The organism is Rhodococcus sp. PSi06 (assembly GCF_054960675.1).
Map to the genome: position 1 here is coordinate 35658 of NZ_JBHNYO010000008.1, position 19948 is coordinate 55605.

Consider the following 19948-nt stretch of genomic DNA (forward strand, 5'->3'; position numbering starts at 1 on the left):
GGTAGCGGTTTCACGCCGGTCCGCGCACCCCTTGCCGGACGGCGTCAGGGCCTACGGAAATGTTCCCGCCGTCCGAGTCCACGAAGCCGGAACCACTCCGCCAGACCGCGCGGGTTCCTCGTGGTGATCAGGAAGAACCAAGTGAAGCGAATCCACTCCTGCGGCAACAGCTTTCGCATACCGGGCTGCGACATCAGGTAACCGCGGTTGCGGTACGTGAAGTAGCGCTTGGTTGCATCCTCCGGGTACTGCGTATGCATCCGGCCACCCAGGATCGGCTTGAACTCCTCGGCCCCGTTCGGGTGCACGTAGGCGGCAGTGAGGCACGTTCCGAACTTCAGGCCCGAGCGCTGCAATCGGCGGTGTACTTCCACCTCGTCGCCGCGCACGAACAGCCGCAGATCGGGTACGCCCACCGCATCGATCGTCGACGCCTTGAACAGGGCACCGTTGAACAGCGATGCGATGCCTTCGAGCAGATCGTCCTCGGGATGCGCCGGGTCGATCAACTCCGAGCGAAGGCGACGCCACTCGACGCCCCGGCGCAGCGGGAACGCCAAACGATCCGGATCGTCGATGTCGCAGACGACGGGGGAGACCTCGTCGAGTCCGTGAGTGAGCGCGCAGTCGTAGAGGGTTTCGAGCACCTTCGGGCCCTCGGGTCGGCCGTCGTCGTCGGCGAGAAACACCCAGTCCGCGCCGAGGGACAGGGCATAGAGAATGCCGAGAGCGAATCCGCCTGCGCCGCCCAGGTTGTGCTGCGAGCCGAGGTAGGTCGTCGGCAGGGCCGTCGACTCCACCAGCTCGCGTACAGCAGGCTCGTCGGCGTTGTCGACGACGACCAGATGATCGAGCGGACGCGTCTGAGCACCGATCACGTCCAACGACAGAGCCAACAACTCACGACGCTTGTGCGTCACGATGACCCCGACAATCCGATCAGGCACCGGCTTGCCCATCAGGTCCGTCTTCCCGCTCGATCTCTTTCAAGATCTGTGCGACGTGGTCTCCCGCGTCATCGCCGTCGTATGCCCGTACGACGTCCTCGATGCCGCCCTGCTGCCGGATCTGACCGTGATCGATCCACATCGCGGAGTCGCACAACTGAGCCAAGAATTCGTTGGAGTGGCTGGCGAACACCAGGATTCCCGAGCGCTTCACCAACTGCTGCAGTCGGTGCCGGGCCTTCTTCATGAACTCCGCGTCGACGGCCCCGATGCCCTCGTCGAGCAGCAGAATCTCGGGGTCGATGCTGGTGACGACGCCCATTGCGACGCGCACCCGCATACCCGTCGAGTAGGTGCGCAGCGGCATGTCGAGGTAGTCACCGAGTTCGGTGAAGTCGGCGATCTCGTCCATTTTGGCGAGCATCTGCTTGCGTGTCTGGCCGAGGAACAGGCCGCGGATGATGATGTTCTCGTAGCCGGAGATCTCCGGGTCCATACCGACGCCCAGATCGAACACCGGCGCGACGCGGCCGCGAATGGTGGCACTGCCTCGCGTCGGCTCGTAGATGCCCGAGAGCAGCCGCAGCAGTGTCGATTTGCCCGCGCCGTTGTGACCCACCAGGCCGACGCGATCGCCGTCCTTCAGATTCATCGTGATGTTCTTGAGGGCTTCGACGACGACGACGTCGGAGGAGTTCCGGTCGATGGCACCGCCGGCCTTGCCGAGGAACGCCTTCTTCAGGGAACGCGTCTTCGCGTCGAAGATGGGGAAGTCGACGCAGGCGTCGTGGGTGCTGATGCTGATGGACAACTCGAAAGACCCCTATACCCAGTAGGGCACGCGGGCCCGGTACTTCTTGAGAGCGAGAATGGCCAGCGCCCAGCCGACGACGGTGAATCCGAGCACGATGTACCAGTGGTACGCCTGCTGATCCTCGCCGATCAGGGGGGCGCGGATGATGTCGAGGTAGTGGAACAGCGGGTTGATCTCGACGAGTTTCGCGCGGTTCGCGGCCTCGCCGCCCATCTGCTGCAGACCTGTGGTGGTCCACACGATCGGAGTCATGAAGAACATCAAGGTGACGAAGCTGCCGAGGATCGGGGCGATGTCGCGGTAGCGGGTGGCGATGATGCCGAACAGGATCGACACCCACACGGCGTTGAGCAGAATCAACGCCAACGCTGGGATCGCGAAAATTGCCGTCCAGTGCAGCCCGCCTTCAGGCCAGAAGATCGCGATGATGATCACGTAGATCAGCAGGTTGTGGCCGAGCAGCAAGAGCTGACGCCACACCAACCGGTACACGTGCACGCTCAGGGCGCTCGGCAGCTGCTTGATCAGGCCCTCGTTGGCAACGAAGACGTCTCCACCTTCGAGGATCGCGGCACTGATGAGGTTCCAGACGATCAAGCCGACGGTGACGTGCGGCAGGAACTCGCGCAGATCGATGTTGAGCAGAACCGAATACAGCAAACCCATGGCGATGGCTTGCACGCCGGTGGCGATGGTGATCCAGAACGGACCGATCACCGACCGTCGGTAGCGCTGCTTGATGTCCTGCCAGCCCAGATGCAGCCACAATTCACGCTGAGCGAAACCGGTACGCAGATCACCGAACGCGCGCCGATAAGTCTGTGAGTCCGAAACGGGAGCAGGCATCTGTTCTCCTGCCTCGCTCTCGGGATCCTTCGCTGGTGCCGACACGACGGTCGACACTACCCGCCGAATCTCCCTGGCTCATTCCGCAGGCTGCACTCGCGACGCCGAGGCTCATTCCGCAGGCTTCTACAGGTACTGGCCGGTACCGCTCCCGCCGTGGCCACCGCCGGGCGCGGGCATCACACCGGGAGGCAATGCGCCCTGACGCATCTGCTCCAGCTGTGCTCGCGCAGCCATCTGCTGCGCGAACAGTGCCGTCTGGATGCCGTGGAACAGGCCTTCCAGCCAGCCGACGAGCTGAGCCTGCGCGATGCGCAGTTCGGCGTCGGTGGGGACGACGTCGTCGCCGAAGGGGAGCACCAGACGCTCGAGCTCGTCGCGCAGTTCCGGTGCCAAGCCCTGTTCGAGTTCCTGGATGGACGATTTGTGGATTTCTTTCAGACGCGTCCGGCTGGCGTCGTCGAGCGGTGCGGCACGTACTTCTTCGAGCAATTGCTTGATCATCGTGCCGATGCGCATCACCTTGGCGGGCTGCTCGACCATCTCCGACAGGCCCGACCCGTCGTCCGAATCCTTCTCGGCAGACGATCCGGCGGCGCGGGCGGCGGCGGCGGTGGCTTCCTCGCGGCTCAGCGCGAGCGGTTCTCCGTTGGGGCCGATCACGACGACGTGGTCGTCGGGGGCACTGTTCGACTCGGATTGGGTCATGTATCCATCTTTACCCGTTGCTCGTCGTTGCGCGATCGTCCGGGCCGATTATCCTGGTTCGGTCGTCAGGAACAGTAGTTCGTCGGGAATCAGCAGAAGCAGGGAAGGATCGAGCGTGCGCAGTGGGCAATCTTTCCCTGGCGAATCGGGACGTGGAACACATGCTTCACCGGTCGGCGCTTAGAGTGTCCGGCATGGGTTACGACGTCGCGCGGGTACGAGGGTCCATTCCCTCCCTCGGTGACGGGTGGATTCATCTGGACCCTCAGCTGGGAATGTTGATTCCTGATCGGGTGTCGACGGCGGTGTCCACGGCGTTCCGGCACAGTGCGTCGAACCACTCGGCCGGCAACACCGCCGCGAAGCGAAGTGCTTCTCTGCTCGAATCCGCGCGCGTGGCGATCGCCGATCTGACGGGTGCGTACCCGTCCGGGGTCGTCATCGGACCGGATCGCGCGACGCTGTTGTCGTGGCTCGCCGAGTCGATGAGTTCGCGGCTCGGTCTGGGAACAGGTCTGGTGCTCTCCCGTCTGGACGAGGAAGCGAATGTTGCGCCGTGGCTGCGGGTGGCCAGCCGCACCGGCGCGCACGTGAAATGGGCCGAAGTCGAAATCGATACCTGCGAGCTGCCCACCTGGCAGTTCGACGAACTCATCACCTCCACCACCAGGCTCGTCGCGGTCACTGCGGCGTCGCCGATCGTGGGGAGCGCACCCGATGTCAGGGTTGCCGCCGATTTGGTGCACGAGGTCGGCGGTTTGATCGTGGTCGATGCGGCCGGAGCCGCTCCGTACGCGCATGTCGACATCAAGGAACTCGGAGCCGACGTCGTCGCGATCGACGCTGCCGCGTGGGGTGGCCCGTCCGTCGGCGCGCTGATCTTCCGTGATCCGACGCTGCTGGAACAACTGCCGTCGATGTCGCTCAACCCGTCGGCGAAGGGGCCCGAGCGGCTCGAGGTCAGCAGTCACCAGTACGCGTTGTTGGCCGGCGTGGTGGCCTCGATCGACTACCTGGCCAATCTCGACGACGCCGCAACGGGTACCCGTCGTGAGCGCCTCGAACTCTCGATCGGATCGCTGCAGCACTACCACGACGGGCTTTTCGACTACCTGATGAAGGCGCTGGAATCGCTCGATCACGTCATGGTGCTGGGCAATGCACCCACGCGGGTCCCCACCGTGAGTTTCACGGTCGAGGGTGTGCCCGCGGTGAAGGTGTCCGAGCAACTGGCGCAGGCGGGAATCGGCAGTGTCAGCGGAGTGCACGGCGGCAGCCGTCTGCTCGACGCGCTCGGTGTCAACGACGAGGGTGGTGCCGTCTCCATCGGCCTGGCCCCGTACACCACCCGCTACGAGATCGATCAGCTCGTCAAAGCGCTCACCGCACTCGCCCTCTAGAGCGGCTGCGCCGCTTGTGAGTGAGGTGCTTCCGGGTCGTTCCGCAGGCTCCACTCCGGCCTCGTAGCCCACTACGAAGTTCCACGCACGACCTCAGGCGTACATCACTGCACGCGCAGGATGACCTTTCCGATGGTCTCGGCCTCGTCGAGCATCCGATGACCTTGTGCCGCTTCGGTTATCGGGATCTCGGCGTGTACGACGGCGGTGACTCGTCCCTCGGAGATCATCGGCCACAGGTGCTCGGTCATGTCCGCAACGATGTTCGCCTTGCTCGACGGCCCGGTCTCCGGTCGCCCGCGCAACCCGGCCGCGTGCACCGATCCGCGCTTGGCGAGGAGTTTGCCGAAGTTCAGCTCGCCCTTCACTCCGCCCTGCATCCCGATGGTGACGACGGTGCCGTCCATGGCCAGGGCGTCGAGATTGCGATCGAGGTACTTCGCGCCCATGTTGTCCAGGATCAGGTCTGCTCCGTGATCGTCTGTCCGCGAACGAATTTCGTCGACGAAGTCCTGATTCTTGTAGTCGACTAGAATGTCTGCTCCGAGGTCTGCGCACATGTCCAGCTTGTACTTCGAGCCGGCGGTGACGGCAACAGTGACGCCCATCTGCTTGGCCACTTGGATTGCGTGCGTACCGATTCCGCTACCCCCACCGTGGATGAGCAGTACCTGGCCCGAGCGCATGTGTGCATCCATCACCAGGTTGGACCACACCGTGGATGCGACCTCCGGGAGTGCCGCTGCCACATGGAGATCGAGGCCATCCGGAATCGGAAACAGCTGAGTGGCGGGCACAGCGACCTGCTCCGCATAACCGCCGCCGGCCAGCAATGCGCAGACCTTGTCGCCCACTTTCCAGCCGCTGACACCCTCGCCGAGTTCGGAGATGATTCCCGAGCACTCGAGACCGAGAATGTCGCTGGCACCCGGCGGCGGCGGATAGTTGCCCTGACGCTGCATCAGATCGGCACGGTTGACGGCGGTGGCCGAGACGTCGACGATCACCTGCCCGCGACCCGGACGAGGGTCCGGAACCTCGGTCCATTCCATGACGTCGGGATCGCCGAACTCTTTCAGTGTGATGGCATGCATGTCTCCATAATGCGCCTCCGGCGGCAGGAGTGGAGCCTGTCGGAACGACCCGGACGAGGAGTGGAGCGTGTCGGAACGACCCAGACGAGCAGTGGTGCGCTCCGCCAGGGGACACCCCGGAGTGGAGCCTGCGGAACGACCCGCAGACAGAGTCGCACCACTGCCGTGAGTATCCCTACAGGTCCCAGAGATTGATCCCGAAGTCCTCAGCGTGTCGGTCGATCTGCCCGAGCTCGTCGTCGGTGAAGTCGAGGTTGTCCAGCGCGGCCACGTTGTTCTCCAGCTGTGCGACGCTCGATGCGCCGATCAGCACCGACGTCACCCGCGGGTCGCGCAGCGCCCAACTCAGCGCGAGTTGTGCGAGGGACTGGCCGCGAGTGGCCGCGATGTCGTTCAAGGCCCGGAGGTGCCCGGTGTGCTCGTCGGTGAGCCAATCCGGGTTCAACGACTTGCCCTGTGCTGCTCGCGAATCCGCCGGAATACCGTCGAGGTACCTGTCGGTGAGCATTCCCTGGGCCAAGGGGGAGAACGCAATGACGCCTGCGCCGATCGCGTCGAGGGTGCCGAGTAGCTCGGGCTCGATCCAGCGGTTGACCATCGAGTAGCTGGGCTGGTGGATCAACAGGGGAACACCCGCATCGGCGAGTAGGTCCGCCATCTTCTGCGTGCCCTCGGGCTTGTACGAGCTGATGCCCGCGTACAGGGCCTTGCCCTGCTGTACTGCGCTGATCAACGCTCCAGCGGTTTCTTCGATGGGGGTGTCGTGGTCGGGACGGTGGCTGTAGAAGATGTCGACGTGGTCCAGGCGCATGCGCGTCAACGACTGGTCCAACGAGGACAGCAGGTACTTGCGCGAGCCGCCGAAGCCGTAGGGGCCGGGCCACATGTCCCAGCCCGCCTTGCTGGAAATGATCAACTCGTCGCGATAACCCGCGAAATCCTCCGAGAAGATGCGGCCGAAATTCTTTTCCGCGCTGCCGTACGGCGGGCCGTAGTTGTTGGCCAGATCGAAGTGCGTGATTCCGAGATCGAAGGCACGACGGAGGATCGCGCGCTGGTTCATCAGCGGCACGTCGTCGCCGAAGTTGTGCCACAACCCCAACGAGATTGCCGGGAGCGTCGGTCCACGCGACCCCAGTCGACGGAACTGCATGGACTCGTATCTGTCGGCTGCGGCAACGTACGGGGGGTCGATGTTGGGATCTGTCATAACTCGACCATAAGTCTCCGACGCGAATCGAACATTCAACCAGTGCAAGCTACTGGTGGGTAGATTTCTTGCCTAAGATGTCTCGGGTGACGGCCGAACTAGCCATTGGTTCCGGGGGGGACCCGCAGTGGCTCGACACTGCGGAAATGAGAGCATGGCGCGCCTATGTCGACGGCGGGCAACGATTGATGGGGGTACTGAACAAGGATCTGCAGGACGGCCACGATCTGTCGATGGCGGAGTACCGCATTCTGGTGATGTTGTCGGAGTCGGTCGACGGCTCGATCCGGATGAGCGAGCTGGCCGATGGTGTCCTGTCTTCGAGAAGTCGTCTGACGCATCAGATCAGGCGAATGGAAGTTCAGGACATGGTCACTCGCAGCACCTGTGTCGACGACGGCAGAGGGGTGCTCGCGGTGATCACCGAGGAAGGCCGTCGGCGATTGGCGGAGGCGGCACCCACTCACGTCCGCAGTGTGCGTCGGCACCTCGTCGATCTGCTCACTCCGCGGGAGCTCGATGTGCTCGGCGACATCTTCGAGAAGGTCGACGCCGCGACGCGCACCTCCGCAGTGGCACCACGACGATGAGGGGCGATTGGGAGTCGGGCCGCCCAGCCGTTTAAGATCGCACACGGAAGCGTGGCAGAGCGGCCCAATGCACTCGCCTTGAAAGCGAGAGACGTGTAAAAGCGTCCGGGGGTTCAAATCCCTCCGCTTCCGCCAGATGTTCTTCACACCCGGTCCACCCGCGAGGGTGGGGCGGGTGTTTTCACATCTGAACGATCTGAGCGACGTCGAATGCCGACGCGCTGGTATTCGATTCCGGCTCAATGGGTACTACCTGCTGATGAGCGAAGAAGCGCGGCGCAACGACGGCGACAACGATGGGCCTCTGGAAGAGGAACTGGAGGAGAGTTTCGATGCTGTCGTAACGGAGGGTGCCGAGCGCTTGCACCGCACCGTGCGCACAGTTCTGATCACCGGGTTCTTCGGCGGGCTCGAAGTTGCTCTGGGTGTGATGGCGTATCTCGCGGTATTGGACGAGACCGACAGTCACCTGCTGGCGGGCCTGGCGTTCGGCATCGGCCTGGTGGCAATTTATCTCGCACACGGTGAGCTGTTCACCGAGGACTTCTTGATGCCGATCGCGGCGGTGGTGGCCCGCGACGGAACGCCCTTGCAGTTGGCCAAACTCTGGGTTGGGACACTGCTGGCCAATCTCTTCGGCGGTTGGTTCGTGATGTGGTTGATAGCGCACGCGTTTCCGCAGTGGCTCGAGGTGTTGTCCGAGTCAGCGCATCATTTCGTCGACGCACCGCTGAACCTGCAGTCCATCTGCCTGGCTGTTCTCGGTGGCAGCACGATGACGTTGCTGACCCGTATGCAGCAGGGTACGAACTCCGACGTGGCGCGGATCGTTGCCGCCATGGCAGCAGGTTTCCTACTGGCCGGACTGCAGTTGTTCCACTCGATTCTCGATTCCCTGCTGATCTTCGGGGCCATCCACGCAGGTGCCGACGTGAGTTACCTCGCGTGGATCGAATGGTTCGGATATACGGTGCTGTTCAACATCATCGGAGGCGTCGTATTGGTCACCGCGTTGCGTCTGGTGCGCACTAAAGAGCTCGTGAAGTCCGAACGACAGACCGATCCCGAGTAGCGAAGCGGCGTCGGAAGTCACGGCCCGACAGTCGACACCCAACGCTGCAAGCTCAACCCGGTCTCGAAGCGTCGCGTCGATTTCGAGATCGGATCGGTGAATTCGATTGCACTGGCGAGTAATTGAAGCGGTTCGGTGAAATCGTCGACGGGCCGGTTGGTGGCCGTCGGGTAGAGGTCGTCGCCGACGATCGGCACACCGAGGGAATTCATGTGCAATCGCAGCTGATGGGTGCGCCCGGTCAACGGTGTCAGTCGATAGCGGCCGAGTCCGTCACGATGGTCCAGAAGCTCGACGGTGGTGTGCGCGTTGGGTTCTCCGGGGACCTCGTGAGCCGTGAATTGACCTCTCTCCGAGACGATTCGACTGCGGACGACGGTGGGTAGGGTCAGCGTGGGGTCGTACGATGCGACGGCTTCGTACTCCTTGTGAACCTTTCGATCCTGGAACAGCGTCTGATACGCGCCACGAAGTGCCGGATCGACGACGAACAAGACCAAGCCTGCGGTGACACGGTCCAATCGGTGGGCGGGGACCAGTTGCGGCAGATCGAGTTGCATACGCAATCGGACCAGCGCGGTCTGCAGGATGTGTCCGCCGCGGGGGATGGTCGGTAAGAAGTGCGGCTTGTCGATCACCAGGAGCGCGTCGTCGCGGTGCACAATCGAGATGTCGAACGGCACAACGGTTTCCGTCGGAAGGTCGCGGTGGAACCAGACTGCCTCACCGGCGGTGTACGGCGCGTCCGAGGAGAGGGGGCCGGCCATGTCGACTATCTCGCCGGCGTCGAACATCTCGTCGATCCGGTTCGGGGGAATTCGTAGCTCGGTCGCAGTCAGGAACTCGCGGACGGTGGGCCAGGTGCCGTCCTCGGGCATTCGGATGCGGGCGGGGTCCAGGCCGTGTCGCTTCGCCAGGGGAGGTTGCTGGCGTCGTCTCACCGGGTGAGCGTATCGGCTTGTCGAGATCGCACTTGTGCAGGCATTTCGCGATGATGTGCCCGCACAAGTGCGAATTCGCTACTCGCAGCCGATGCCGTCGTTGTCGCGGTCGAGGTGGGGGCCGTAGCCGTACTCGTCGCGGTAGACGGGAGCGGCACCGGCGTCGCGTGCAGCGTCACAGTTCTTGTACTGGAATCCGCTGGGCCGAGGTGCGGGGGCGGGCGCACCCTGTGGCTGCGGCGCGGGTGCGGCCTGCGGAGCGGGCGGGGGCGCAAAGGCCGGCGGTGGCGGCAGGATGCAGAACTGAGCCGAGCCCGCACCGCACAGGAAGTCGGTGATCGGGTCGGCAGCGGCGAGGGCCGGAGCGGTGACCATGGCCGCTGCTGCGATCGAGCTGCCGATGGCGATTCTGGCCAGTAGGTTCTTCGTCTTCATGTGACTCCAATTCGAGGGGGTGAGTTGGAGCTTCCTTGGCAAATCCTTGAACTGTCAATCAAATTCATTCGCTCGACCGACTGCCTCTCGAGCAGGCCGTCGAGCGGATGTGCAGTGCCGATGCGTTTGGGATTCGGTAGAAGTGCGTACTTACGAACGTATGAGCGAAAACGAGCAGGTCAACCAGAACCCCGAGAAGGATCCCGACGATTGGGTCACCGGCGACGAGCCGATGACCGGGCCGCAGAAGAGCTACCTGAGCACCCTCGCGCAGGAAGCCGGTCAGGAAGTTCCCGACGATCTGAACAAGGCTCAGGCGTCGGAAATGATCGACAAGTTGCAGGGCGAGACCGGCCGCGGCTGAACCGAGCTCGAGGAAGTCCACTCGATGTGACATCGACCCCCGAAAAGGCCACCGAATGTCACATCGAGTGCCTTTCCGGTCCCGGTGCCACCGAGTGCATCGGACCAGGTAGACCGTTATTTTTTCGGTAGATGTAACAAAGGATTACGCAGACTTTTGTACCCGCTCTCCCGCGGCTATTGTGAGCGGACCCACAGCTTCGGCGTGCACGCGTTTCGGTGGGTACGTTGTGTAACGGATGTTGTTTGTGTTGCGCCCGATGAGGTGCGCAGGGGGAGGATGGGCAATCAGATGCACCGTCGTGTGTTGGCAGTAGCGGGAACTGCTCTGGCAGTTTCCCTGCTGGGGTCGGGTCTCGCCGGGGCGCAGCCGCTGCCCGGTACCGGCAGTTCCGATGGTGGCGGCGCAATTCCTGGTCTCGAAGCCCAAACTCTTCCGCTCGCGTCGGCGCGTATCGATCGTGTCGACATGTTGACCGACCGCCGCGCCGCGGTGTGGGTCGACTCGCCTGCCATGGGCCGCGCGATTCAGGTTCAGGTCCTCCTTCCTGCTGCGCAGGCCGTCTCCCGTCCGACGCTGTACATGCTCGACGGTGTGAGTGCGGGCAAGGAATCCGATTACAAGGAAAGCACCTGGACGCAGAAGACGGACATCGTCAATTTCTTCGCGGACAAGCAGGTCAACGTCGTACTTCCCGTCGGCGGGTCGAGCAGCTACTACACGGACTGGAATGTGCCGGATCCGGTGCTCGGCGTGAACAAGTGGGAGACGTTCCTGACGTCGGAACTGCCGCCGCTGATCGATGCGCGTTTTTCCGGTAACGGCACAAACGCAATCGCGGGTGTCTCGATGGGCGCGCAGGCGGCGATGGATCTGATCACGCGTCACCCCAAGCTCTACACCGGCGTCGCCGGCCTGAGCGGTTGCTACGACAATTCGCAGACCAATTTCAAGGACGCGGTGCGCGCCACCGTGGCGACCAACGGCGGAAACGCGTCCAACATGTGGGGCGAGAACTCCAACCCGCTGTGGATGCAGCACGATCCCTCCGCCAACGCCGAGGCACTCCGCGGCAAGGATGTCTACATCTCCGTCGGCACCGGGTTGCCCGGCCCGTACGAACTGGGCCCCGGCGGCAGCGGAGTCGAGAGCGCCCTGATGGGTGGTCCGCTCGAGGCCGCGGCGCTGTACTGCATGACGGTGTTCGATACGCGACTGCGCTCACTCGACATCCCGGCGACCACCGTCTACCGCCCCTACGGAATTCACGGATGGCCGTACTGGCAGGACGACCTGCGTGAATCCTGGCCGACGCTCGAACGCGCGCTAGGCCTGTAGGGCGAACTTCAAGAACGCGTCGTTCTCGTGCGGGTCGCCGATGGTGACCCGCACTCCGTCGTTTCCGTAGGCGCGCAACAGCACGCCCTGCTCGGCGGCAGCAGCGGCGAATGCGCCGGATCGCTCGGCCAACGGTAGCCACACGAAATTCGACTGTGAAGCGTTGACGTCGAAGCCGCCTGCGACCAGCGCGTCGCGCACTCGGTCACGCTCGACGATGAGGGCATCGGTGCGCGCCAACAGCTCCGCCGACGCCTCCAGCGACGCCAGCGCGGCCTGCTGCGCGATGGTGCTGACGGCGAAGGCGATGCGCACCTTGGACAGCGCCGTGATCACCTCCGGATCAGCTACCGCATAGCCCACCCGCAAGCCGGCGAGACCGTACGCCTTGGAGAAGGTGCGCAGCACGATCACGTTGCGTCGTCCACGCGCGAGTTCCACACCGTCGACGTGGTCGCCGTCGGCGGCGGGACGGGTGTACTCGAAGTAGGCCTCGTCCAGCACGACGAGAATGTTCGACGGCACCGCGTCGAGGAACGCCTCGAGCGCGGCACGCTGGACGACCGTTCCGGTCGGGTTGTTGGGGTTGCACACGAAGATCAGACGAGTGCGCTCGGTGATGGCCGCGAGCATCGCGTCGAGGTCGTGCACGTGGTCCGCGGTCAGTGGAACCTGGACCGGCGTCGCACCGGCAACGCGCGTGATGATCGGGTAGGCCTCGAATGAGCGCCATGCGAACAGCACCTCGTCCCCGGGGCCACACGTGATCTGAACGACCTCTTGGCACAGTGCAACCGAACCGTTACCCGCGGCGACGTTCTCGGTCGCAACACCGAGCTTCTTCGCCAACGATTCGACGAGAGCCGTCGCCCGAATGTCCGGGTAGCGGTTGACGCCGCTCACGGCTTCGGCGATGGCGGCATGCACGCTGGGCAGCGGGCCCTGTGTCGTCTCGTTGCTTGCCAGCTTTATGGCCCCCGGAAAGCTACGGCCGGGAATGTAAGCGGGGATGGCGTCGAGGTCGGGGCGGATGTGCGCGGTCACGGCTGCCATTATGCGCCCAGGTTCGGGGTTGACTTCTACGTGTCCGTGTTATTGCTGTGCACGACCGGACCGTTCGTCCTATCTTCGATAAGTATGTCGGGAATCTTCAGCGACACCGCAGTCCTTCGGTCCGCCACCGCGCCCACAGTCGGCGCGGACGACGAGGTGGATACCTCCGCGCACGAATCCCCTCCTCGAGAGAAAGTGCCTCTGACGGCTGTGGAACCCGATGGCACGCCGCGCGGCGGAATCGTCGTGCTTCACGAGGCGCGTGAAGTTCCCCAATCCCTGCTCGACCTCTTGCGCGCGCTGGCGATGGAAGGCTGGCTGGCCGTCGCCCCGAACCTCTTTCACCGGGGTCACGGCGACGACAGGGAGGTCTTCGGCGACGACCTCTTCGCAGACTTCGACGCCACCTCCGACTGGCTGGTTCAGCGCGGCGTCTACCCCGATTGCGTCGGAGTCATCGGATTCGACGACGCGGGTACCGCAGCCCTGATCGTGGCGACCAGCCGTCCCGTCGGAGCGGCCGTGAGTGTCGCCGCAGCGGGCATCGTCGAACCGCTCAATCCCGATGCGGTCGCGTTGGTCGAGGCCGTGCCCAAGCTGCAAGCGCCCTGGCTCGGTCTCTACGGCGAGGACGACCCGCACACCCCACCCGATCACATCGAAGCCCTTCGCGACGCGGCCACGCGTGCCTCAGTGGCCACGAACATCGTCAGCTACTCGGGCACGAAGCATCGGGCCGACCATCCCAGGGAACAGCCGGGCAGCAGCGACCACACCGATCCGGCCGAGGCCGCTCTGGTCGACGCGCAGACGCGAATTTTCGATTGGTTCGACAGCTTCCTGCGTTGACGAGCAACAAGCATCTTTTACGCGAACGCCGTGCGAACCTGAGGCGTCGACCAGCCGTTTTGCCTTCTGGCCTTTGCCGTGTGTAATCTCTTTCCTCGGCGGTCCGAGAGGGCCGGCAGCCTAGGAGGCGTGCCAGAGCGGCCGAATGGGAGTCACTGCTAATGACTTGTCCTTTCACCGGGACCGGAGGTTCAAATCCTCTCGCCTCCGCCACGAACGGTAGATTTTTACCGTTCAGCTAGACCAGTTGGATAACTGAACATGCGCCCGTAGCTCAACGGATAGAGCACTTGACTACGGATCAAGAGGTTAGGGGTTCGAATCCCTTCGGGCGCACAGAAGAGAAAGCCCCGAGCTGCAGCGATGCGGTTCGGGGCTTTTTCGTGTCCTCGAAGTTGGGTGGGTAGTCAGGCGAAGGCCTGTGGGCATGTGCTCCGGTCCCGGGTTTCCCGGGAATCTACGCTCGTGTCCAGGTCAGTTCGCTGTGGAAGCGTCGCCCGTCCGGTGCGGTTCGTGGTGAGGCGACGATGCGCAGGGTGTCCCCGTTTATGTGTACGGTTCGCGGTTGTTCTTCACCTTGCCATCCCGTGAACAAGGAGACCTCGAGGTGGTGGATGACTGTGTCGGTGTTGTCGACGATCGTGAACGGTCCTGCGTAGGCGATGAATTGCCGTGCCATCCCGGCCAACTCTGTGTCTGTCGCGCTTTGAGGTTCGGTCGCGTCGTTGCCCGGCCGCGTCGTGCTGCCCAGGACGGCGGTGACGATTCCGTTGGGGCTGTACGACAGGAAGCCTGCGGCGTCCGGTCCGAATTCGGGCCGGCGTTCCCCATCGGCATACACCTCGATGGCACTGACCAGTGTCCAAGCACCGATCAACCTGGTTCTGTCGATCGTCATGACGTCCTTTCGATGCGGATTACGGGCAAGCGTGCTTCATCTATGCGCTGCAACGATTTTGACCGTGAGATGTTTCATGAGCGGTTGATTGCTCTGTTCGCTGAAGTCGCCGATCGGGCACAGTACGTTGAGCTCGGGCATATATCCGGCGGCGTTGCCTTCGGGGATGTCGTACGCGATTGCGCTGTAGCCGTAAACCTGTCGGGTCGTGCCGTCCTTGGCGAAGCTGGTGACGTCGACGGCACCGAATTCGGCGATGCCCATCCGTTTCATGTCCCGTCGGTTCATGAACACCAGAGTTCTGAGATTCTTCACGCCGCGATAGCGGTCGTTGTCCGAGTACACAGTCGTGTTCCACTGGTCGTGGGAACGCATGGTGCCCAACATCATGTAGCCGGCGGGCGGAAGCACATCACCCAGTGCGGCAGTGGAGAATTCGGCGCGCTCGGACGGGGTGAGGAAGCGTAGCTCCCGGGCGGGCTGAGCAATCCGAAACCCGTTCTTTTCGCGCACTCTGGAGTTGAAGTCTTCGAATCCCGAGATGACCCGTGCCATGACGTCGCGTATCCGGTCGTAGTCGTCGACGTAGTCTTCCCACGCCGTGTTGCTGCTCGGCAGTGTTGCGCGGGCGAGCCCGGCGATGATCGCCGGTTCGGATTTCAGGTGAGGAGACGGTGGCCGTTTCGATCCCTTCGACAGGTGCACGCGGCTCATGGCGTCCTCGACGCTCACGCTCTGTAGGCCGCTGCGTTGTTCGTCGCGTTCGGTGCGTCCGATGCAGGGCAGGATCAACGCGGCTCGCCCGTGCACCAGATGACTGCGGTTGAGCTTGGTACTGACTTGCACGGTCAGTGCGCACTTCTGCAGTGCCTCGAAGGTGTAGGCCGGGTCCGGTGTCGCGAGCGCGAAATTTCCTCCCATGCCGACGAAGACCGACACCGCCTCCTTGTGCATGCCCTCGATGGTGCCGACGGTGTCGAGCCCGTGTGCCCGTGGTGGATCGATGTCGCATGCCTCGGCGAGGGCGTCGAGAAACTGCGGCGTCGGTCGATGGTCGATGCCGCACGTGCGATTTCCCTGGACGTTGCTGTGCCCTCGTACCGGAGACGCACCTGTCCCTGGGCGGCCGATATTGCCTTTGAGCAGTAGGAGGTTGACGATCTCACGGACGGTGTCGACGGCATGCTCTTGCTGGGTGAGTCCGAGACACCAGCTGATGATGGTTTTGCTCGACCGGCGGTAGATGTCGGCGACTTTTCGGATCGTCGCCTCGTCGACACCGGACTGATGGACGATGTCGGCCCATGTCTCACGGCTGCAGCAGTCGCGGTAGGCCTCGAATCCGTCGGTGTTGTTCTCGACGAAGTCCATGTCGATGACACTGGGATCGGTGGAGTGAATCTCGAACAGCACCTTGGCAATTCCGCGTAGCAGCGCGAGATCGCCGCCGATGCGGGGTTGCACGTCGAACGTGCCCGTCTTGGTGGCGTGGAATGTCGCCATCGCGGCGAACTCGTGCGGCACGATGGTGCGCCGTGACGCTGCTTCCACGAGCGGGTTCACGTGGACGATCTGTGCGCCGCGTCGATGCGCCTCGGCGAGAGCAGTCAGCATGCGCGGAGCGTTCGATGCTGCATTGACGCCCATGACGAACAGGGCGTCCGCCTCGTTCCAGTCGTCGATGTCGGCGGTGCCCTTGCCTGTTCCCAGAGCTGCTTGAAGCGCGCGGCCGCTGGCCTCGTGGCACATGTTCGAGCAGTCGGGCAGGTTGTTGGTTCCGAACTCGCGCGCCCAGAGTTGATAGAGAAAGGTCGCTTCGTTGCTGAGTCGGCCGGACGTGTAGAAGGCAGCCCCGTTGGGGTCGGGTAGCTTCCGCATGGCTGTCCCGACCATCTCGAACGCGTCGTGCCAGTCGATGGGGACGTATTTGTCGATTGCGGGGTCGTAGACCATCGGCTCGGTCAACCGCCCCTGGTCTTCGAGCGCGAAGTCGCTCCATCCGGCGAGCTCGGTGACGGTGTGCTGGGCAAAGAAGTGGCGGTCGACGCGCTTGTTCGTCATCTCCCAGGTGACGTGCTTGATGCCGTTTTCGCACAGGTCCAGATGCAGCCCGTTTCTATCGTCCGGCCAGGCGCATCCCGGGCAGTCGAAGCCACCTTGCTCATGGTTCATCGTGAGCATCGCCCGGGTGCCGGCGACGACTTCTTTGCTCGAGAACAGCACCTTCCCGACGCTGCGTGCGGCTCCCCAGCCGGCGGAAGGGTGGTGATCGTCTTTCTGCTTCGGCTTCTTGTCCGATCCGGGTCCGCAACTGAGCGCCGGCACCCCCGGAGCGCCTTGACTGCGAATTGCGGCAACCGGTATAGCGGGGTTCGGGGTGTCCATGGCGCTCCTGCCAGTTGGCACGGTCCGTATCGGCTCGTGCGTGCCTGCTCAGTATCTGCAGCCGAACTCGTCGAGGTCAACAGTCGAATGACTGACCGAGGAAATCGGCTTCGTCCATGACGCACCCGTCTGCGGGCTGCATTCATGGCTTCGGGCCTGTGGCGAGGGCTCGACCGGAGCCCAGAAGTTTCCAGGAGGCCGATCACAATGCAGGACAGAGAAATTACGTTACCCACGTTTTACATGTGTGCAGGTCGAAAGTCTCCTATCGACCTGTTTGCATGCTCGAATCCGACGGATCGCCTACTGCCCAACCGATCGCAGAGATGCCGGTGCATGGCCGTTGTGTCAGACGACGAAAGTTCGACATCGCCGGCGATGTCGACGCATCGACGCGTCGGACGAACATCGTTTCTGCGCGCGCTGTACACCGGGCAACTTCCCATCTGCAGCGAAATAGCTCTCGCGCGCAATTGTTTTCACGAATCGGTCGTTCTCGGGGCTCTGTCGTTTTCAGGGCTCAGTCGTTCTCGGGGCTCAGTCGTTTTCAGGGAAGCCGAGGTTGATGCCGCCGTGGCTGGGGTCGAGCCACCGGCTGGTGACGGCTTTCCCACGGGTGAAGAAGTGCACGCCTTCCATGCCGTGGGCGTGGGTGTCGCCGAAGAGGCTGTTCTTCCAGCCACCGAAGCTGTAGTACGCCATGGGAACCGGGATCGGCACGTTGATGCCGATCATGCCGACCTCGACTTCGTTCTGGAAGCGTCGTGCTGCTCCGCCGTCGTTGGTGAAGATGGCGGTGCCGTTGCCGTAGGGGTTCGCGTTGATTAGTTCGAGTGCCTCGTCGTAGGTGTCGACACGCACCACCGAGAGGACCGGTCCGAAGATTTCGTCGGTGTAGATGGACATGTCGGTGGTGACGTTGTCGATCAGCGTCGGACCCAACCAGAACCCGTCAGCCGGTCGCAATCCCGTCGCTTCGTTCGCCCCGCCATCGGCCTGCACCGTGCGGCCGTCGACGACGATGGTCGCACCGGCGGCTTCTCCGGCGTCGACGTACGAGGCGACCTTGTCGCGGTGCGCCTTGGTCACCAACGGTCCCATGTCGGCGCCGCGGGTTCCGTCGCCGGTGACCAACGGGGTGGTGCGTTCGACGATCTTCGCGACGAGGTCATCGGCGATGTTGCCGACGGCAACCAGTGCGGAGATGGCCATGCATCGCTCACCGGCAGAGCCGAAGCCGGCGTTGACCATGGCGTCGGCAGCGAGGTCGAGATCGAAGTCGCGGCGACCGCCGCCGAGCTCGCCGACGCGGGGGTGAGCGCGGGCGATGTGGTCGCGGTGCTGCTCCCGAATCGGATCGACATCATCACCACCATGTTCGCGACGTGGGTGCTGGGAGCAACGTTGACTCCCGTCAATCCCGCGCTCACCGACGACGAGGTGCGCTATCAACTCGAAGATTCGACTGCCCGGGCGCTCGTCGGTGGCGAACGGGCGCGCTCTGTTGCTCGCCCACAGGGTGTTTCGTTCGTCGACGTGGATGCTCGCGACCGCCGCGACCGGACCCCGCGGACGGAGGTGACGAACCGTGGACCGGGGCCTGTCGACAGTTCGGCACCTGCGTTGATCGTCTACACCTCGGGCACGACGGGTCGCCCGAAAGGCTGTGTGCTGACCCATCGCAACGTCGACCGGATGAGTGCTGCGATCGTGACGGCGTGCGAACTGACCGATGTCGATACGAGCCTGCTGGTGCTCCCGCTCTTCCATTGCAACGGCCTCGTGGTCGGCACGGTTGCTCCTCTACGAGCAGGCGGACGAGTTCACATCGCGCCGCGCTTCTCACCGGACACGTTCTGGGACAACGTGGAGAGCGTTCGACCCACTTACTTCTCCGCTGTGCCCACGATGTACTCACTGCTCGCCGATCGCGGAACGACCGAACGCGATCTCTCGTCCCTCCGATTCGTCATCTGCGGAGCAGCGCCCATGCCTGCCGGCCTGATCGCATCGTTCGAATCGATCTTCCGCGTGCCCGTCGTCGAGGGGTACGGCCTGTCCGAATGCATTGTGGCAGCAACGATCGACCCACCGAACGGGATTCGGAAGCCGGGCACGGTCGGAGTCGCGCTCCCCGGCGTCGAGATCGCGATCGACACACCAGACGGTCCCAGCGCCCTGCCCGGCCGCACCGGCGAAGTGTTGGTGCGCGGGGAGACGGTCATGCAGGGATACCTGGGTTTGCCGGACGTCACCGCCCAGACCATTCGTGAGGGGTTGTTGCACACCGGCGATATCGGAGTACTCGACGAGGACGGATATCTCGTACTGGTGGATCGACTCAAGGACATGATCATTCGCGGCGGCGAGAACATCGCACCGAGCGAAATCGAACACGTCCTGCAATCACATCCCGACGTGCTGGAAGTGGCCGTGATCGGCGAAGCGCATCCGGTCTACGGGGAGGTGCCGGTCGCACACGTCGTTGCGCGAGCCGGTCGCACCATCTCGGTCGACGAGCTCGATGCACACTGCGCGCATAGCTTGGCCAGGTTCAAGCGACCGACGCGGACAGTCGTCCACGACGGCCTGCCGAAGAACTCCGTCGGAAAAATCGTGAAGCAGCAGCTTCGCTCCTAGTCGATGGGTCGGGTCCGTCGCCAGGGCTCCGGGCAGCCCGGGGATCACATGGACGATGCCGCGAAGGTCAGGAACACGACGAACAAACCGACGGCCCCGAGCGCCGCACCGATCACAGCGTCGCGACCGTTGGATGCGTCGCCCTCGACGGAGCGACCGAGACCGATCCAGCCGCTGACCACCGCGACGACTCCGGTCGGGATGGTCACGAAGTCTCCGATGAACGGCACGAACGCACAGACGACGGCGACGATGCCCGCAATCAACGCCAGGTTGCCGGCACCGTCGCGGAACATCGACTGGGAAGGGGACTTTCGCATCACCGAGTCTCCTTCTCGAGGGCGTCGCTACGCAGAACTGTCCG

General features: G+C 63.6%; 19 protein-coding genes, 3 tRNA genes and 1 pseudogene. 10 read left to right on the forward strand and 13 right to left on the reverse strand.

What is annotated here, in order from left to right; all coding sequences use genetic code 11:
• Nucleotides 1–44: 44 nt before the first annotated feature.
• From glfT1 to ACFI9K_RS11970, 4 genes are all read right to left on the reverse strand, one after another.
• Nucleotides 45–959, reverse strand: a complete 915-nt coding sequence (gene glfT1, locus ACFI9K_RS11955) for a galactofuranosyltransferase GlfT1 (protein WP_462663698.1) — start codon at nucleotides 957–959, stop codon at nucleotides 45–47.
• Nucleotides 940–1752 carry a galactan export ABC transporter ATP-binding subunit Wzt/RfbE gene (gene wzt, locus ACFI9K_RS11960; protein ID WP_462663874.1) on the reverse strand — a complete coding sequence of 271 codons (813 nt, stop codon included), beginning with the start codon at nucleotides 1750–1752 and terminating at the stop codon, nucleotides 940–942. The genes glfT1 and wzt overlap by 20 nt, the downstream gene beginning before the upstream one ends.
• Before the next feature lie 18 nt (nucleotides 1753–1770).
• The gene (wzm, locus tag ACFI9K_RS11965) at nucleotides 1771–2652 is read right to left on the reverse strand and encodes a galactan export ABC transporter permease subunit Wzm/RfbD (RefSeq protein ID WP_462663699.1); all 882 of its coding nucleotides are present in this window, start codon (nucleotides 2650–2652) and stop codon (nucleotides 1771–1773) included.
• Between the two features lie 81 nt (nucleotides 2653–2733).
• Nucleotides 2734–3315, reverse strand: coding sequence for a bacterial proteasome activator family protein (locus ACFI9K_RS11970; protein WP_462663700.1), 582 nt, complete (start codon nucleotides 3313–3315; stop codon nucleotides 2734–2736).
• Between the two features lie 194 nt (nucleotides 3316–3509).
• Between ACFI9K_RS11970 and ACFI9K_RS11975 the strand changes: the two genes are divergently transcribed.
• The gene (locus ACFI9K_RS11975) at nucleotides 3510–4715 is read left to right on the forward strand and encodes a cysteine desulfurase-like protein (RefSeq protein ID WP_462663701.1); all 1206 of its coding nucleotides are present in this window, start codon (nucleotides 3510–3512) and stop codon (nucleotides 4713–4715) included.
• A gap of 104 nt (nucleotides 4716–4819) precedes the next feature.
• Here the strand turns inward: ACFI9K_RS11975 and ACFI9K_RS11980 are convergent, their stop codons facing one another.
• Nucleotides 4820–5809 (reverse strand): NAD(P)H-quinone oxidoreductase, encoded by a 990-nt coding sequence (locus ACFI9K_RS11980; RefSeq protein ID WP_462663702.1) that lies wholly within the window; start codon nucleotides 5807–5809, stop codon nucleotides 4820–4822.
• A gap of 175 nt (nucleotides 5810–5984) precedes the next feature.
• Nucleotides 5985–7019, reverse strand: a complete 1035-nt coding sequence (gene mgrA, locus ACFI9K_RS11985) for an L-glyceraldehyde 3-phosphate reductase (protein ID WP_462663703.1) — start codon at nucleotides 7017–7019, stop codon at nucleotides 5985–5987.
• A gap of 146 nt (nucleotides 7020–7165) precedes the next feature.
• On the opposite strand from mgrA, the gene ACFI9K_RS11990 reads away from it, so the two are divergent.
• The 3 genes from ACFI9K_RS11990 to ACFI9K_RS12000 all read left to right on the forward strand — a co-directional run bounded on the left by ACFI9K_RS11990 (nucleotide 7166) and on the right by ACFI9K_RS12000 (nucleotide 8681).
• Nucleotides 7166–7609 (forward strand): MarR family winged helix-turn-helix transcriptional regulator, encoded by a 444-nt coding sequence (locus ACFI9K_RS11990; protein WP_462663704.1) that lies wholly within the window; start codon nucleotides 7166–7168, stop codon nucleotides 7607–7609.
• A gap of 45 nt (nucleotides 7610–7654) precedes the next feature.
• A tRNA-Ser gene (locus ACFI9K_RS11995) sits at nucleotides 7655–7744 on the forward strand.
• A gap of 124 nt (nucleotides 7745–7868) precedes the next feature.
• On the forward strand, nucleotides 7869–8681 hold the full coding sequence (locus ACFI9K_RS12000) for a formate/nitrite transporter family protein (protein WP_462663875.1): 813 nt from the start codon (nucleotides 7869–7871) through the stop codon (nucleotides 8679–8681).
• Between the two features lie 17 nt (nucleotides 8682–8698).
• Here the strand turns inward: ACFI9K_RS12000 and ACFI9K_RS12005 are convergent, their stop codons facing one another.
• On the reverse strand, nucleotides 8699–9622 hold the full coding sequence (locus ACFI9K_RS12005; RefSeq protein ID WP_462663705.1) for an RluA family pseudouridine synthase: 924 nt from the start codon (nucleotides 9620–9622) through the stop codon (nucleotides 8699–8701).
• Between the two features lie 78 nt (nucleotides 9623–9700).
• Nucleotides 9701–10057, reverse strand: coding sequence for an excalibur calcium-binding domain-containing protein (locus ACFI9K_RS12010; RefSeq protein WP_462663706.1), 357 nt, complete (start codon nucleotides 10055–10057; stop codon nucleotides 9701–9703).
• A gap of 160 nt (nucleotides 10058–10217) precedes the next feature.
• Here ACFI9K_RS12010 and ACFI9K_RS12015 point away from each other — a divergent pair, with 160 nt between their 5' ends.
• Both ACFI9K_RS12015 and ACFI9K_RS12020 read left to right on the forward strand, forming a co-directional pair.
• Nucleotides 10218–10421: a DUF3072 domain-containing protein gene (locus ACFI9K_RS12015; protein WP_032381115.1), complete on the forward strand. Its 204-nt coding sequence runs from the start codon at nucleotides 10218–10220 to the stop codon at nucleotides 10419–10421.
• 291 nt (nucleotides 10422–10712) lie between these two features.
• Nucleotides 10713–11759, forward strand: a complete 1047-nt coding sequence (locus tag ACFI9K_RS12020) for an alpha/beta hydrolase (protein ID WP_462663876.1) — start codon at nucleotides 10713–10715, stop codon at nucleotides 11757–11759.
• Here the strand turns inward: ACFI9K_RS12020 and hisC are convergent.
• Complete coding sequence (hisC, locus tag ACFI9K_RS12025; protein WP_462663707.1) at nucleotides 11748–12812, reverse strand: histidinol-phosphate transaminase; 1065 nt, start codon at nucleotides 12810–12812, stop codon at nucleotides 11748–11750. The genes ACFI9K_RS12020 and hisC overlap by 12 nt on opposite strands.
• 84 nt (nucleotides 12813–12896) lie before the next feature.
• Here hisC and ACFI9K_RS12030 point away from each other — a divergent pair, with 84 nt between their 5' ends.
• The 3 genes from ACFI9K_RS12030 to ACFI9K_RS12040 all read left to right on the forward strand — a co-directional run bounded on the left by ACFI9K_RS12030 (nucleotide 12897) and on the right by ACFI9K_RS12040 (nucleotide 13997).
• Nucleotides 12897–13661: a dienelactone hydrolase family protein gene (locus ACFI9K_RS12030; protein WP_462663708.1), complete on the forward strand. Its 765-nt coding sequence runs from the start codon at nucleotides 12897–12899 to the stop codon at nucleotides 13659–13661.
• Between the two features lie 123 nt (nucleotides 13662–13784).
• Nucleotides 13785–13874 (forward strand) — tRNA-Ser (locus ACFI9K_RS12035).
• A gap of 50 nt (nucleotides 13875–13924) precedes the next feature.
• A tRNA-Arg gene (locus ACFI9K_RS12040) sits at nucleotides 13925–13997 on the forward strand.
• Nucleotides 13998–14118: 121 nt separating this feature from the next.
• Here the strand turns inward: ACFI9K_RS12040 and ACFI9K_RS12045 are convergent.
• From ACFI9K_RS12045 to ACFI9K_RS12055, 3 genes and pseudogenes are all read right to left on the reverse strand, one after another.
• Nucleotides 14119–14559: a lipocalin-like domain-containing protein gene (locus tag ACFI9K_RS12045; protein WP_462663710.1), complete on the reverse strand. Its 441-nt coding sequence runs from the start codon at nucleotides 14557–14559 to the stop codon at nucleotides 14119–14121.
• A gap of 36 nt (nucleotides 14560–14595) precedes the next feature.
• Nucleotides 14596–16944: an FdhF/YdeP family oxidoreductase gene (locus ACFI9K_RS12050; RefSeq protein WP_462663711.1), complete on the reverse strand. Its 2349-nt coding sequence runs from the start codon at nucleotides 16942–16944 to the stop codon at nucleotides 14596–14598.
• 537 nt (nucleotides 16945–17481) lie between these two features.
• Nucleotides 17482–18255, reverse strand: a pseudogene (locus ACFI9K_RS12055) (aldehyde dehydrogenase family protein); the annotation flags it as partial.
• Between the two features lie 3 nt (nucleotides 18256–18258).
• Here ACFI9K_RS12055 and ACFI9K_RS12060 point away from each other — a divergent pair.
• A complete protein-coding gene (locus ACFI9K_RS12060; protein WP_462663712.1) occupies nucleotides 18259–19584 on the forward strand; it encodes a class I adenylate-forming enzyme family protein in 1326 nt (441 codons plus the stop codon).
• 44 nt (nucleotides 19585–19628) lie between these two features.
• Here the strand turns inward: ACFI9K_RS12060 and ACFI9K_RS12065 are convergent, their stop codons facing one another.
• The gene (locus ACFI9K_RS12065; protein WP_462663713.1) at nucleotides 19629–19904 is read right to left on the reverse strand and encodes a hypothetical protein; all 276 of its coding nucleotides are present in this window, start codon (nucleotides 19902–19904) and stop codon (nucleotides 19629–19631) included.
• Nucleotides 19905–19948: the final 44 nt, after the last annotated feature.